At 68.3% G+C, this 13882-nt stretch carries 18 protein-coding genes; 4 read left to right on the top strand and 14 right to left on the bottom strand.

Annotated elements, in window-relative coordinates; genetic code table 11:
• Positions 1-133 precede the first annotated feature (133 nt).
• The gene (locus tag CBR61_RS03475) at positions 134-1144 is read right to left on the bottom strand and encodes a sensor histidine kinase (RefSeq protein WP_199797453.1); all 1011 of its coding nucleotides are present in this window, start codon (positions 1142-1144) and stop codon (positions 134-136) included.
• Between the two features lie 230 nt (positions 1145-1374).
• Between CBR61_RS03475 and CBR61_RS03470 the strand changes: the two genes are divergently transcribed.
• Positions 1375-1758 (top strand): hypothetical protein, encoded by a 384-nt coding sequence (locus CBR61_RS03470; protein WP_157696480.1) that lies wholly within the window; start codon positions 1375-1377, stop codon positions 1756-1758.
• Between the two features lie 200 nt (positions 1759-1958).
• Here CBR61_RS03470 and CBR61_RS03465 read toward each other — a convergent pair whose 3' ends face one another.
• The gene (locus CBR61_RS03465) at positions 1959-2960 is read right to left on the bottom strand and encodes an adenosine kinase (protein WP_088913108.1); all 1002 of its coding nucleotides are present in this window, start codon (positions 2958-2960) and stop codon (positions 1959-1961) included.
• A 128-nt stretch (positions 2961-3088) separates the two neighbouring features.
• Between CBR61_RS03465 and CBR61_RS03460 the strand changes: the two genes are divergently transcribed.
• Genes CBR61_RS03460 through CBR61_RS03450 form a run of 3 tightly spaced genes read left to right on the top strand, consistent with a single transcriptional unit; the run spans position 3089 to position 5215 of the window.
• Positions 3089-3799: an EI24 domain-containing protein gene (locus CBR61_RS03460; RefSeq protein WP_088913107.1), complete on the top strand. Its 711-nt coding sequence runs from the start codon at positions 3089-3091 to the stop codon at positions 3797-3799.
• Positions 3796-4209 carry a hypothetical protein gene (locus tag CBR61_RS03455; protein WP_199797452.1) on the top strand — a complete coding sequence of 138 codons (414 nt, stop codon included), beginning with the start codon at positions 3796-3798 and terminating at the stop codon, positions 4207-4209. The genes CBR61_RS03460 and CBR61_RS03455 overlap by 4 nt, the downstream gene beginning before the upstream one ends.
• A gap of 58 nt (positions 4210-4267) precedes the next feature.
• Complete coding sequence (locus CBR61_RS03450) at positions 4268-5215, top strand: hypothetical protein (protein WP_088913106.1); 948 nt, start codon at positions 4268-4270, stop codon at positions 5213-5215.
• 4 nt (positions 5216-5219) lie between these two features.
• Here the strand turns inward: CBR61_RS03450 and CBR61_RS03445 are convergent, their stop codons facing one another.
• From CBR61_RS03445 to CBR61_RS03390, 12 genes are all read right to left on the bottom strand, one after another.
• Positions 5220-5693, bottom strand: a complete 474-nt coding sequence (locus tag CBR61_RS03445; RefSeq protein ID WP_088913105.1) for a hypothetical protein — start codon at positions 5691-5693, stop codon at positions 5220-5222.
• A 3-nt stretch (positions 5694-5696) separates the two neighbouring features.
• Complete coding sequence (locus CBR61_RS03440; protein ID WP_088913104.1) at positions 5697-6062, bottom strand: HesB/IscA family protein; 366 nt, start codon at positions 6060-6062, stop codon at positions 5697-5699.
• Positions 6059-6535: a GNAT family N-acetyltransferase gene (locus tag CBR61_RS03435; RefSeq protein WP_233996831.1), complete on the bottom strand. Its 477-nt coding sequence runs from the start codon at positions 6533-6535 to the stop codon at positions 6059-6061. The genes CBR61_RS03440 and CBR61_RS03435 overlap by 4 nt, the downstream gene beginning before the upstream one ends.
• A 14-nt stretch (positions 6536-6549) precedes the next feature.
• The gene (locus CBR61_RS03430) at positions 6550-6993 is read right to left on the bottom strand and encodes an SUF system Fe-S cluster assembly protein (RefSeq protein ID WP_172835911.1); all 444 of its coding nucleotides are present in this window, start codon (positions 6991-6993) and stop codon (positions 6550-6552) included.
• 5 nt (positions 6994-6998) lie between these two features.
• Complete coding sequence (locus CBR61_RS03425; RefSeq protein WP_088913101.1) at positions 6999-8231, bottom strand: aminotransferase class V-fold PLP-dependent enzyme; 1233 nt, start codon at positions 8229-8231, stop codon at positions 6999-7001.
• Positions 8228-8983: a SufD family Fe-S cluster assembly protein gene (locus tag CBR61_RS03420; protein ID WP_088913100.1), complete on the bottom strand. Its 756-nt coding sequence runs from the start codon at positions 8981-8983 to the stop codon at positions 8228-8230. Before CBR61_RS03420 ends, CBR61_RS03425 begins: the two co-directional genes overlap by 4 nt.
• Positions 8980-9723 (bottom strand): Fe-S cluster assembly ATPase SufC, encoded by a 744-nt coding sequence (sufC, locus tag CBR61_RS03415; protein WP_088913099.1) that lies wholly within the window; start codon positions 9721-9723, stop codon positions 8980-8982. Before sufC ends, CBR61_RS03420 begins: the two co-directional genes overlap by 4 nt.
• The gene (locus CBR61_RS03410) at positions 9723-10247 is read right to left on the bottom strand and encodes a hypothetical protein (RefSeq protein ID WP_088913098.1); all 525 of its coding nucleotides are present in this window, start codon (positions 10245-10247) and stop codon (positions 9723-9725) included. The genes sufC and CBR61_RS03410 overlap by 1 nt, the downstream gene beginning before the upstream one ends.
• The gene (locus tag CBR61_RS03405) at positions 10244-10804 is read right to left on the bottom strand and encodes a DUF559 domain-containing protein (protein WP_088913097.1); all 561 of its coding nucleotides are present in this window, start codon (positions 10802-10804) and stop codon (positions 10244-10246) included. The genes CBR61_RS03410 and CBR61_RS03405 overlap by 4 nt, the downstream gene beginning before the upstream one ends.
• A gap of 190 nt (positions 10805-10994) precedes the next feature.
• On the bottom strand, positions 10995-12476 hold the full coding sequence (gene sufB / locus CBR61_RS03400) for a Fe-S cluster assembly protein SufB (RefSeq protein WP_088913096.1): 1482 nt from the start codon (positions 12474-12476) through the stop codon (positions 10995-10997).
• The gene (locus tag CBR61_RS03395) at positions 12473-12907 is read right to left on the bottom strand and encodes an SUF system Fe-S cluster assembly regulator (RefSeq protein WP_088913095.1); all 435 of its coding nucleotides are present in this window, start codon (positions 12905-12907) and stop codon (positions 12473-12475) included. The genes sufB and CBR61_RS03395 overlap by 4 nt, the downstream gene beginning before the upstream one ends.
• A gap of 95 nt (positions 12908-13002) precedes the next feature.
• Positions 13003-13866 carry an AraC family transcriptional regulator gene (locus CBR61_RS03390; RefSeq protein WP_157696479.1) on the bottom strand — a complete coding sequence of 288 codons (864 nt, stop codon included), beginning with the start codon at positions 13864-13866 and terminating at the stop codon, positions 13003-13005.
• Positions 13867-13882: the final 16 nt, after the last annotated feature.

Raw genomic sequence — 13882 nt, 5'->3', positions numbered from 1 at the left:
CGGGACCTGCAAGCCCCAAATTGAATCTGTGAAGAAAAATATGGTGATTGAATCATTCGAATCCACCCGTGAATCTTTTGCACGGGCCGGCGCATGATTGTTGCGCCCTGAACCGCCCCGATCCGTTCCGGCGCTAGGCCAGAGGCAGATCGATCGTGCAGAGGAGACCGCCGGGTTCGAAGCGAATCTGCGTGCTTCCGCCGAATTCGTAGGCGAGCTGTTCCTCGATCAGCCGCATGCCGAGGCCGGTGCGGGTCGGCGGGGTCACGGGCGGGCCGTCGCTTTCCTCCCACACCACTTCCAGCACGCTGTCGTCCGGGGGCTCGTGGCGCCAGCTGATCCGCACCCGGCCGCCGGGGATGCTCAGCGATCCATACTTCACCGCATTCGTGGCAAGCTCGTGCAGCGCCATCATCAGCGCGACCGTCACCTTCGGCGAGACGATGAGCTCGGGGCCGGCCAGCGTGAAGCGGTCGGGCCCGAAGGTCCCGGCCACGCTGCCGGCGATGCGGTCGAGCGCGGTCGGCTCCCACGCGTTGCGGGTCAGCACTTCATGCGCCTTGGACAGGGCGGTCAACCGGTTCTTGAAGCTGGCCAGCGCCGCCGCATCGCTGCCCTCGAAGGTCTGGCCCGCGATCGCCTGCACCGTTGCAAGGGTGTTCTTCACCCGGTGGTCGAGCTCGTTGATCAGCACCCGCTGATTGGCCTGCGCGCGCCTGTATTGCGAGATGTCGCGCACCTCGATGATCGTTCCGATGGTCTGGGACGCCTCGTCGCGGATCGGGCTGGCGCAGAATGCGACGGGATAGAAGTGACCGTCGCGGTGCACGAACATTTCCTCCCCGCGCGTCTGGGCATGTTCGGGGAAGGCCCGGTCGATCGCGCATTCGTGCAGCGGGAAGGGCCGCCCGTCGGGGTGGGTGTGGTGGATGATGTCGTGAAGCGGCCGGTCGAGCGCTAGGACCTCGTCGAGCGTGTAGCCGGTGAGCTCCTCGGCGGCCGCGTTCATGTAGATGCATCGCTGCCGGTCATCCATCAGGAAGATGGCGAAGGACGCGTTGTCGAGCACCGCCTGGAGCCGCAGGTTCGCATTGGCGAGCCCTGCTTCGCGCCGCCGCTCGCAGTCCGTCTCGTGTCCGCTCACGCTGACATCCTCCCTTCAGGAGACATACAGCATCAATCGCTCGCTGGTTCCCCGGCGGCAACGATGCCCCCCGCAGCGGCGTGTCCGGATCGGAGGATGATCGCGCCGTGCCTTCAGGGCACCAGCCTGCCGCCATTTCTCGGGAAAAGCCGTCGTTCCACAGGCGAAGGCTTGCGGGAAATTTGATCCCGGTCAAGGAATGCAGGGCCGATAGGGAGGACAAGACCGGCATGAAACATCGCCTCATCCTTCTCGCCCCGGCCCTGCTGCTCGCGCTTGCCGCCTGCCAGACCCCCGGCACCGACAACCCGCCGCCGATGGTGGGCAAGTCCACATCGCCCTCGCGCGACACCCGTGCACCGGCCTTCGTCGAGGCGGCGTGCGGGGGGTGCCATGCGGTCGAGCCGCCGTTCCTCTCGCCCAACCCCGCCTCGCCCAGCTTCGCGGCGATCGCCAACCGGCGGGGGCTGTCGGAAACGTCGCTCGCCAACTGGCTGGGCGAGGCGCACAATTATCCCGAGGACATGGACTTCACCCTGACCCCCGCCCAGACCCGCCAGATCGCCGCCTACATGGTGACGCTGCGCGACGCGGGCTACGTCCCCGACGAGTGAGCTTTCCTACAGACGCGGCGAGGGCTTAGGGTGCGCCCTGCTCTTTCGCATCGTCAGCCCGCCTTGCCCGCCCGGGAACAGGGAAAAACGCCGCGCACAGTGTCAACTTCGCTTTTGCGAGGCAACGCGATGAAATTACGGGGCAATTCCTGTAGGATCGCGAAGTTTACAGTGTCAACTTTGTAAACTTCGCAAGGGCCTCAGAGCCGCTCGGCCATCAGCGCCTGCATGTCCGCCTCGGGCCGCGGGCCGTAGTGCGAGATCACTTCCGAGGCGCAGATCGCCCCGCGCTTGAGGCAGCGGGTCAGGGGCTCGCCCTTGACGTAGCCCGACAGGAAGCCGGCGGCGAACTGGTCGCCCGCGCCGGTGGTGTCGACGACCTTGATCACCGGCACGGCGGCCACCTCTGCCCGTTCGCCGTGGGCGATGGCGACGGCGCCCTTCTCGCTGCGGGTGGCGACCAGCACCGGCACCTTGCCCGCCACCGCCGCGAGGCCTGCTTCAAAATCGTCCTCGCCGGTCAGGGTCGCCAGCTCGGTCTCGTTGACGAACAGGATGTCGATGACGCCTTCGTCGATCATGCTGCGGAAATCGTCGCCGTGGCGGTCGATCACGAAGCTTTCGGAGGCCGTGAAGGCGATCTTGCGGCCGGCGTCGCGCGCGACCTCGATCGCGCGGCGCATGGCGCGGCGGGGCTCCTCGGGGTCCCACAGATAGCCTTCGAGATAGAGGATCGCGCCGCTCGCGATCAGGTCCTCGTCGAGCGCGGCGGCAGGGAGGAACTGGCCTGCGCCGAGGAAGGTGTTCATCGTCCGCTCGCCATCGGGGGTGACGAAGATCAGCACGCGGCCCGTGGCCGGCTCGCCTTCCCGCGCGGGGGTGTCGAAATCGATGCCGGTCGCGCGCATGTCGTGGCGGAAGACCTTGCCGAGCTGGTCCTCGGCGACCTGCCCGATGAAGGCGCACTGGAGGCCGAGCGTGGCGAGCCCCGCCAGGGTGTTCGCCGCCGAGCCGCCCGAGACCTCGCGGGCCGGGGGCATGGCCTCGTAGAGTTCCTCGGCGCGCGCCTCGTCGATCAGGGTCATGCCGCCGCGGTTCAGCTGGAGCTCCTCGATCAGCTCCTCCTCGCAGGAGGCGATCACGTCGACCACGGCGTTGCCGATGGCGATCACGTCGTAGCGGGGCGGGGTCGGTTCGGGCACGGGCAGGTTCCTTGTCTGAGCTTGCGGGCGCCGCCTAGCGGGGTTCGGCCCCTGCGCCAAGCGATCTGTGTGCGGCGCAGCACGAGCGCGTTGACTTCGCGCGGCGGCCACCGCATCGACCCGGCGTGATGTCCGCCGTCCCTGCCGCGCTGTTGAAGGCCCTCGGCCAGCTTGGCGACCGCGCCGTTCTGGCGGTGCTGGTCAAGAGCGTGGCCGTGACGCTGGCGGTGTTCGCGCTGGCCGGCTGGGGGCTCTACGAGGGCCTCGCGGTGGTGCTGCGCGAGGAGCGGGTCGCCGCGCTCCTGCCCGAGGGCTTCGCCCCCGCCGCGCAGGCGCTCGCCGCGCTGGTGATCGGGCTGGCCGCCTTCTGGTTCCTGTTCCGCGTGGTCGCGCTGGCGGTGCTCCAGTTCTTCGCCGACGAGGTCGTGGCAGCGGTCGAGGCGCGGCACTATCCGGCGCTGGCGGGGCAGGCGCGGCCGCTGCCGCTCGCCCGCGAGGTGTCGGTCGCGGTGCGCGGGCTGCTGCGGGTGGTCGGCTACAACCTGCTGGCCCTGCCGGTGGCGGCGGTGCTGACCGTCACCGCGATCGGTCCGGCGGTGGTGTTTCTGGCGGTCAACGCCCTGCTGCTCGGGCGCGAGTGCACCGACATGGCGTGGCTGCGGCACTGCGCGGGCGACGAGCGCGGCAACCCGGTCGGCGCGGGCGAGCGGTTCCTGCTCGGCGCGGCGGTGGCGGGGCTGATGCTGGTGCCGCTCGCCAATCTCCTCGCGCCGGTGGTGGGCGCGGCGGCCGGGACGCATCTCGTGCTGCGGCGGCTGGAGGGGAGCGCGCGGCGATGATCGGGCGGGGGATACTTCTGGCCGGCCTCGCGGCGAGCGTGCTCGCAGGCTGCGCGGGCGGTGGCGGCGGATCGCCCCGCCGCCCAGCGCCTGCGCCGGGTGCGCCCCGCGGCAGCATCGTGATGGTGCCGCAGGTGATGGCGCCCGCCGGCCTCGAGGGCGTGATCGGCTCGCCCGCCGCGGCGCTCACCCGGCGCTTCGGCAGCCCGCGCATCGACCTTGCCGAGGGCGACGCCCGCAAGCTCCAGTTCGGCGGGCCGTCCTGCGTGCTCGACATCTACCTCTACCCCCTCGCCGCCGGGGCCGAACCGACCGCGACCCATGTCGCGGCGCGCATCCGCCAGGGCGGTGCGCCGGCCGATCCGGGCGCCTGCATCCGCGAGGTCGAGCGGGGGAAAGAGGCGCGGTAACGCGGTCTTAAGCCTGATCGTGCCATCACTTGGGGCGGAACCCCAGGGGAAGACCGGCATGACCACGCAATTCATCGACATCGCCCGGCGGGCGGCGGCCGACGGCCAGATCACCGCCGAGGGCCTGCTCGCGCTGCGCCGCGAGGGCTGGGGCGACGGGATCATCACCCGCGCCGAGGCTGAGGCGCTGTTCGCGGTGAACAACGCGCTCGTCGAGCGCAGCCCCGAATGGTGCGACTTCTTCGTCGAGGCGATCGGCGAGTTCGTGCTGAACGGCACCCCGCCGCGCCTGCAATGCTCGCTCGAGGAGGCCGAGTGGCTGATCAGCCAGATCGACCATGACGGCGTGGTCGACAGCATGGTCGAGCTCGAGACGATGGTACGGATCATCGAACGCGCGGAGAACGTGCCCGACCGGCTCAAGAACTACGTGCTCGACCAGATCGAGCGCGAGGTGCTGACCGGCACCGGTCCGACCCGCTGCGGCGGCGAGCTTGCCGCGACCCGCATCACCGCCGCCGAGTGCCGGATCATCCGCCGGGTGATCTTCGCCAGCGGAGGCTGCGCACCGGCGGCGGTCTCGCGCTTCGAGGCCGAGATGCTGTTCCGCCTCAAGGACGCCACCCTCGCCGAGGAGAACGCGGCCGAGTGGGACGACCTGTTCATCGACGGCGTGGCGAACTTCCTCAAGGGCTTCACCCACCAGAACGCCCAGCTCAGCCACGAACGCAAGCGCGAGCTAGAAGCCTTCATCGCCTCCGGGCACAAGGCCAACGTCGGGCGCTTCATCGGCCGGGTGATCCGCGAGGTGCCCCATGTCGGGAACCACTTCGGCCTGGTGTTCGGCAAGAAGCAACCGTCCAGCCCCGACTATGCGGCCATCGCCGCCGAGGGCGAAAAGGTCACCGACTTCGAGAGCGAATGGCTCGAGAGCATGGTCGATGCCGACGGCGAGGTCGACGAACTCGAAAGCCGCCTGATCGCGCGCCTCGCGCAGGGCGACTGACAGTTCAGCCCTTCAGAGCGGCGAAGCCGGTGCGCGCCAGCTCGCGCCAGCGGCGCTGGCGGTGGGCGTAGAACACCCGCGCGAACCGCTCGATCAGCGGGGTGAGCAGCCCCGCATCGATGTCCACGCGGTCGACATAATGCGTCGTGCCGTCATCGAGCGGCGTGATCGCGATCCAGTGGTCCCAGCGCCTGATCAGCGGTCCGTAGCCGTTGTCGCGGACGAAGCGCGTCGCGCCTTCGGGCGGCGGCTCGCTGATCACTATCGCCTGCCAGCCGATGGGGATCAGGCCGAACAGCCACATCCAGGCGCGGTATTCGCCCGGCTGCCAGATCGCGGGGAAGGCCGCGCGGCCCTTGGGCGTGAAGCGGATCAGCGGCGCGGCGACATGCATCAGCAGCGCCGAGGTGTGGACCCGCTCCCACGCTTCGTCAGCCGTGCAGGCGAGCCTGGTCGACAGGGTGACGGTGACGACCACCGCTCACACCATGAAGCTCTCGCCGCAGCCGCAGGCACCCTTGGCATTGGGGTTCTCGAACACGAAGCCGGCGGTGAAATCGTCCTCGCGCCAGTCCATGATCGAGCCCACGAGGTAGAGCACCGAAGCACCGTCGATGTAGAATACCCCGCCCGGGGTGACGATCTTCTCGTCGAACTTCGCCTCGGTGGTGACGTAGTCGACCGAATAGGCGAGGCCGGAGCAGCCGCGGCGCGGGGTCGAGAGCTTGACGCCGATCGCGCCTTCGGGGGCCTTGGCCATCAGCTCGGCGATGCGCGCCTCGGCAGAGGGCGTCAGGGTGACGGCGGCCTTGGGTGCGGCGCGCGTGGTGGTGGTGGTGTCGGTCATGTCAGCCTCTTCTGCCAGAACAGCGCGTGCCCGGTAGCGGGATCGAGCTGGTAGTCGCCGAACCCGCAGGCGGCGTAGAGATGGCGCGCGGGATTGCCGCTCAGCACTTCCAATGTGATCTTGCACGCGCCGCGCTTCAAGGCCTCGGCCTCGACGGCGGCGAGCAACGCCCTGCCGATGCCCTTGCCACGTGCGTCCGGCAGGACGGCGAGATCGTGGATGTTGACCAGCGGCGCAGCGGCGAAGGTCGAATAGCCCGTGAAGCAGTTGGCAAGGCCGACCGCCCGCTCTTCCAGACGCGCGATCAACGAGAAGGCCTGCGGGTTGGCGGCCAGATCGCCGGTCAGGCGCGCCTTGACGTCATCGCGCAAAGGCTCGCCCCCGCCCATCGGATCGCGCGCATAGGCATCGAGCAGCGCCACGACGTCGGCCGCATCGCGGGTGTCGCGGTAATCCGCGAGCGTGATGGTCAAGGCGGGTGCCAGCGTCACAGCATCCCCAGTTCGAGCCGCGCCTCGTCGCTCATCTTGTGCGGGCCCCACGGCGGGTCCCAGACGAGGTTCACCTCGGCATCGCGGATTCCCGGTACGCTGGAGACGCGCAGCTCGACCTCGCCGGGCATGGACTCCGCGACGGGGCAATGGGGCGTCGTCAGCGTCATGGTGACGGTGGCATCGGCGTTGTCGTCGACCTCGACCCCGTAGATCAGGCCGAGATCGTAGATGTTGACCGGGATTTCCGGGTCATAGATCTCGCGCAGCGCCTCGATCACGGCGGCCTGCAGGTCGCTGCCCTCGCCGCCCACCGTGTCTGCGGCAGGCTTGGCGGCGAGGAAGCCGTCGAGATAGTCGCGCTGGCGCGGGGCCGCGTCGTCCGTGTCGATCGCGTCCTGAACCCGGGCGCGGGGGGGCTTTTCGGTCGAGCTGTCCATCGCTCTCATCCTTTTCCAAAAATGCGGCGGGTGCGGGCGATCCCGGCGAGCAGCGCGTCGATGTCGGCCTCGGTCGAGTAGACCCCGAAGCTGGCGCGCGCCGTGGCGGGGACGCCGAGGTAGTCCATCAAGGGCTGGGCGCAGTGGTGCCCGGCCCTGATCGCGACATTGCTCTCGTCGAGGATCGTGCCGAGATCGTGGGGGTGAATGTCGTCGATCGCGAAGCTGACGATCCCGGCGCTGTCGGCAGGGCCGAACAGCGTGACGTCGTTCATCGCGCCGAGTTCGCGCCGCAGGCGGGCGACAAGTGCTTGTTCATGCGCATGAATCCGGTCCGGGCCGATGGCGCTGACATAGTCGGCGGCAGCCGCGAAGGCGATGGCCTCGGCGATGGCGGGAGTGCCCGCCTCGAACCGCTGGGGGCCGCTGGCGTAGGTGGTGCGTTCGAAGGTTACGCGGTCGATCATCGCCCCGCCGCCCTGATACGGGGGCATGTCGGCGAGCAGCTCCCGCTTCGCCCATAGCGCCCCGATCCCGGTCGGGCCGTAGAGCTTGTGGGCGGAAAACACGTAGAAATCACATGCCAACGACCTGACATCGACCTGCATATGCGGTGCCGACTGACAGCCGTCGAGCAGCAGCAAAGCGCCCACGCGGTGCGCCAGCGCCGCTGCGCGCGGGGCATCGAGCAGCGCGCCGGTGACGTTCGAGACATGACCCAGCGCGACCAGCTTGTGCCGCTCCGTCAGCATCGCCTTGGCAGCGTCCAGATCGATCCGGTGGTCGGCGGTCAGCGGGCAGACGTCGATGTGCGCGCCCACCTCCCCGGCCACCATCTGCCAGGGCACGATGTTCGAATGGTGCTCGGCCTGCGAGAGGAGGATGCGGTCGCCCGGCTTGAGGTTCGCCCGGCCCCAGGTCTGGGCGACGAGATTGATCGCTTCCGTCGCGCCGCGGGTGAAGACCAGCTCGTCCTCGTGCCCGCCGATGAAGCGCGCCACGGTCCGGCGCGCCGCCTCGTAGGCGAGCGTCATCTCGGCCGAGCGGGTGTAGACCCCGCGGTGGACGGTCGCGTAATCCTCGCCCAGCGCGCGGGCCATGGCGTCGATCACGGCGCGCGGTTTCTGCGCGGTGGCGGCGGTGTCGAGGTAGTGCCAAGGCTTGCCGTCATGGGTGACCATGCCGGGGAAGTCGGCCCGCAGGTTCGCAAGGGGGGCAAGGGTGGCCGCGTCGCTCACAGCTTGGCTCCCTCCAGCGCCGCCAGCGCGGCATCGAGCAGCGTCTCGCGGCTCTCCTCGTCCTCCAGCGCCACGAAGGCATCGCCGATGAAGGCCTGCACCATGAGGCGCTGCGCCGTCGCGGGGTCGACCCCGCGCGCCATCATGTAGAAGCGCGCGGCCTCATCCAGCGCGCCGACCGTCGCGCCGTGGGCGCATTTGACGTCGTCGGCGAAGATTTCGAGCTGCGGCACGGCATTGGCGCTTGCGCCCGCTTCGAGCAGCAGGCCCTTGAAGTCCTGCGCGGCGTCGGTCTTCTGCGCATGGCGCGCGACCTTGATCTCGCCGAGGAAATTGCCCGTCGCCCCGGCCCAGTGGACCGCGCGGATGGTCTGGTTTGAGGTTGCCTCGGGCTCGGCGTGGACGACCTGCGTCACGAATTCGCGGGTCACGCCCGCCCCGCCGATGGTGACGCCGCCGAATTCGAAATGCGCACCCCTTGCGAGGTGCACTTCCAGTTCGACCCGGGTGTAGTCGCTCCCCGCATTGGTCACGAAGAACGCCGCCCGCGCGCCCTCGCCCAGCTGGACGCGGAAGCGGTGCAGTTCGGGTTCGCCCGAACCGACCACGAGGCAGCGCGTCAGGCTCTCGCCAGCGGGGACGTCGATCGCCTGCCACTGGTCCAGCGCCGCCACGCCAAGCCGCGCCACCGCGTCCATATCGGCATAGCGCCACGCCTCATCGCGGCGCGTGGGGAGAGTGGCTGTCGTCACGCCATCACCGCGTCATAGCCCTCGGCCTCGAGCCTGAGAGCGAGTTCCGGCCCGCCGGTCTCGACGATGCGGCCGCCCGCAAGGATGCTCACCTTGTCCGGCTTCACCACGTCGAGCAGGCGCTGGTAGTGGGTGATGAGCAGCACGCCCTTGTCGGGGCTGCGCATGATCGCATTGATGCCCGCACCCACGATCCTGAGCGCGTCGATGTCGAGGCCGGAATCGGTCTCGTCGAGCACCGCGAAGGCGGGATCGAGAATGCCCATCTGCACCATCTCGGCGCGCTTCTTCTCGCCGCCCGAGAAGCCGACGTTCACCTGCCGCTTGAGCATTTCCATGTCCATCTTCAGCAGGCCCGCCTTCTCCTTGGCGAGCTTCAGGAACTCGCCGCCGCTCAGCGGCTCCTCCCCGCGCGCCTTGCGCTGGGCGTTGAGGGCCTCGCGCAGGAACTGGACGTTGGAGACGCCCGGGATCTCGACCGGATACTGGAAGCCGAGGAACAGCCCCTTGGCCGCGCGCTCGTGCGGTTCCAGCGCCAGCAGGTCCTCGCCCCGGAAGGTCACGCTGCCCGCGGTCACCTCGTAACCGGGCTTGCCGCCGAGCACGTTGGAGAGGGTCGATTTGCCCGCACCGTTGGGGCCCATGATGGCATGGATCTCGCCCGCGGGGACGGTGAGGGTGAGGCCCTTCAGGATCGGCTTTTCGCCGACGCTGGCGTGAAGATTGTCGATGATCAGCATTACTTGCCGTCCTTGTCCTGTTCCTGCGCCGCAGGGGCGGTGGCATCGGTGCGCGCCTTGACGACGCTTGCATCGCGCAGTTCGATCACCAGCCCCTTGGGCTTGTTCGCTTCATAGGCCTCGCCCGCCGCCTCGGCCCCGGCGAGCCGCATCATGAACTGCTGGTCGAGATCGCGGCCCCGGGCGATGTGGATCGCGCCGATATTGTCGAACAGTTGCGCGACCTCGGCGGGGCTGAGGGTGGTCTTGGCCCCGGCCAGCACTTCGTTGGAATCCGCGACGGCCTTGGCCCGTGCCTCGACGCAGCGCGTCACGTCGCCGGCGTGCTGCTGCTCGAAATCGGCCTTGCCCGCGATCCGCCGGTTGGTGAGCGCGAGACAGCGGCGGTAATCGGCGACATAGGGCCGGATCAGGAAGGGATATTCGACCGTCCAGGTTTCCGGATTGTCGTTCTTGATCGCCACGGCGCTTTCGCCGGTGGTTTGCAGCGCGACGAGGGTGGCAAGGAGGCTGGCGGCGATCACGGCTTGCGGCTCCGGGGCTTGGTGGTGTCGTCACGGGCGGGTCCGCACGGCTTGGGGCGCGAATAGGTCTGCTTGGGGTTGGCCGCCTTGTGCGCGCGGGCGGCTTCCTTCTTGGCCGCGATCCGCTCGCGCATGGCGAGGGTGAGGCGCTGGAGCACCGCGTCGATATCCTCGAGGATGTCCTTCGCCGCGATCCGCATCACCTTGATGCCGACCGCCTCGAGGCTCTTGTCGCGGCGCTTGGCGAGGGTGTCGTTCTGCCCCTCCTCGTCGATCGCCAGCGCGAGCCCGAGGTTGTGGCAGTTGAAATCGACGATCGCCGAGCCGACCACGGCGTGGCGCTTGAAGGTGTAACGGCCCATGTCGGCGGCGGCGAACTTCGCCGCGAGCGCCTTGTGCGCCTCGGACGAGTGCCGCCGCAGCTCGCGCGCCTGTTCGTGCAGCGCATCGAGCCGCTTCTCCGAAATCTCCCACCCGCGGCCCTTCTTCTTGAGCGCGGGGGCTTCGGCGGTTGCGGCAGCCTCGGGGTTGAGGGCGAGGGTTTTGCGGGTGGTCATTGAATTACTCGGACCGGGACTGGAATCTTGTCACATTGGAACGTCAAGAGAAGCAGGTTAACGTCTTCTGGACGAACTCTTCTGCACCAACCCACAGAGCAGTACTCCCAGTCATCATAAGGATAATCCTGCTCACCCAACCAGGCTCCCACCTCGTCAAGCATTTCTGGGTGCACCGCTATCAGCTTCATCACCCCACGCTCCCCTCGAGCGAAATCGCCAGCAGCTTCTGCGCCTCGACCGCAAACTCCATCGGAAGCTCTTTCAGCACGTCCTTGGCAAAGCCGTTGACGATCAGCGCCACGGCCTCCTCTTCGCCGAGGCCGCGCTGCATCGCGTAGAACAACTGCTCGTCGCTGATCTTGCTGGTGGTCGCCTCGTGTTCGATCTGGGCGGTGGGGTTCTTCACCTCGATATAGGGCACGGTGTGCGCGCCGCACTGGTCGCCGAGCAGGAGGCTGTCGCACTGAGTGAAGTTGCGCACGCCGCTCGCGGTCGGGCCGACGCGGACGAGGCCGCGATAGGTGTTGTTCGACTTGCCCGCCGAAATGCCCTTGGAGATGATCGTCGAGCGGCTGTTCTTGCCGTTGTGGATCATCTTGGTGCCGGTATCGGCCTGCTGGTAATTGTTGGTGACCGCGACCGAGTAGAACTCGCCGACCGAATCCTCGCCGTTGAGCACGCAGGAGGGATACTTCCACGTCACCGCCGAGCCGGTCTCGACCTGCGTCCACGAGACCTTGCTCCGGTCGCCCTGGCACAGCGCGCGCTTGGTGACGAAGTTGTAGATCCCGCCCTTGCCCTCGGCGTTGCCGGGGTACCAGTTCTGCACGGTCGAATACTTGATCTCGGCATCGTCGAGAGCGACCAGTTCCACCACCGCGGCGTGCAGCTGGTTCTCGTCGCGCATCGGGGCGGTGCAGCCTTCGAGGTAGCTGACATAGGCGCCCTTGTCGGCGATGATCAGGGTGCGTTCGAACTGGCCGGTGTTCTCGGCGTTGATTCGGAAATAGGTCGAAAGCTCCATCGGGCAGCGCACGCCTTCGGGGACGTAGACGAAGGTGCCGTCGGAGAAGACCGCGCAATTGAGCGCCGCGAAGTAATTGTCGCGCACCGGCACGACGCGGCCGAGCCACTGCTTCACCAGCTCGGGATATTCGCGGATCGCCTCGGAGATCGAGAGGAAGATCACGCCCGCGCGCTTCAGCTCCTCGCGGAAGGTGGTGGCGACGCTGACGCTGTCGAACACCGCGTCCACCGCGACCTTGCGCGCGCCCTCGACGCCCGCGAGCACTTCCTGCTCCGCCACGGGGATGCCGAGCTTGTCGTAGACCGCCTTGATCTCCGGATCGAGCTCGTCGAGCGAGGCGATGGTCGCCTTCTTCTTGGGCGCGGCGTAGTAATAGGCGTCCTGGTAGTCGATCGGCGGGTAGCCGATCTTCGCCCAGTCGGGCTCCTCCATGGTCTGCCACAGGCGGAAGGCCTTGAGGCGCCATTCGAGCATCCATTCGGGCTCGTTCTTCTTGGCGCTGATGAAACGGACGGTGTCCTCGTTCAGGCCCTTGGGCGCGAACTCGGTGTCGATCTCGGCCGACCAGCCATGCTCGTAATCGGCGACCTTGGCGGCGGCCTCGCGCGCTTCCCTGTCCTGAATGTCGATGTCTTCGCTCATGCCAGATGGTCCTCGGGGGTCGTCGCAGATGCGACAGGGCCGCGCAGCTGGGCCAGCGTGATCCCCGCCAGCGCCCCGCGCAGCGCGTTGTTGATGATCGGCCAGTGCGGCTTCATGTTGCACCCGCTCTCGAAATCGCACGGCGCGTGGTCGATGCAGGCGGTGAGCGCGATGCGGCCCTCGATCGCCTCGACGATGTCGGCCACCGTGATCGCCGCCGCCGGACGCCCGAGCTGGAGGCCCCCGTGGGCGCCGCGCACGGAGCGCAGCAGGCCCGCGGCGGTGAGCTTGGAGACCAGCTTCTGCACCGTCGGCACCGGCAGGCCGGTCTCGGTCGCAAGCTCCGCCGCACTCACCCGGCCGTTGCCGCAATGGAGCGCGGCCTGGCACATCGTGATGACGGCATAATCGGCAAGGTTCGACAGACGCATTGCGAGCGGTTCTCAATTCGGACGGAATCAGTCCGAATTGCAATTAGGAGCAATGCGCTCGCATTACAACCGCCAAACCGGCTGCGGCGCGCGGCCTAGCCGGTCGGCGGGGTCAGCACGGCACCCGCGGCCCCGTGGCCTGCCGGCTGAAGCAGGCCGGTCATCAGGCTGCGCTGGCGCAGCTGGGTGGGCGTGCGTCCGGTGTAGCGCCGGATGTCGTGGATGAGGTGCGCCTGATCGAAATAGGTCGCCATCAACTCGTCGTGCAGCTCCTGGCTGAGGCCCGGCTGCGAGAGCACCATCGCCGCCCGGAGCGCACGGAACCGTTTGAGCACCTGCGCGGGCGGCACGCCGAAAAAGCGCCGGCAGATGCGCTGCACCTGCCGCTCCGAGACATCGACGCTCGCATAGAGATCGGCGAGCGCGGGATCGAAGCCGCTCGCCAGCCAGCGCTGGATCGCGCCCACCACGGCGGCGTGGTCCTCGCTGAGGGCGAAGGGGGCTGCGGCGATCACGTCGCCCATGGCGGTGCAAACATCCTCGGGGGTGATGCGCCCCGCCCGGCACGCCTCGGCGGCGGCCTCGAGCCGCCCGAGCTGCTCCGGCGAAAGGATCACGGCGGCGGGGATCAGCCGGTCGTGCACCGTGTCGGCGGGGAGGTTCGCCAGCCTTTGCCACGCGGCATGGGTGAGCGAGGCGCCGATCTCCAGCAGCGGCCCCTCCAGCACGCATTGCGCGGCCCTGAGTTGCGGCGCCTTGATGAAGACGCCGGAGGCGGGCGCACTGTGCCCGTCGGCAAAGGTGAAGGTCAGCTGCCCGCGCACCATGACGATCAGCTGCGCCGAATAGGCCGGAATCGATTCGGTGACCGGTTCGCTCCCGGTTTCGATGATGTAGTAGGTGTGGACGAACTCGGCGCGGTCGGCCGAGGGTAGCATCATCCTCGCATCGAACTGCAACAAACCTCTCCCCGGG

Origin of the sequence: Porphyrobacter sp. CACIAM 03H1 (assembly GCF_002215495.1) — a bacterium.
Classification (GTDB): Bacteria; Pseudomonadota; Alphaproteobacteria; order Sphingomonadales; family Sphingomonadaceae; genus Erythrobacter.
The sequence above is the reverse complement of the archived record's forward strand: the minus strand, read 5'-3'. Positions and strand labels throughout refer to the sequence as shown.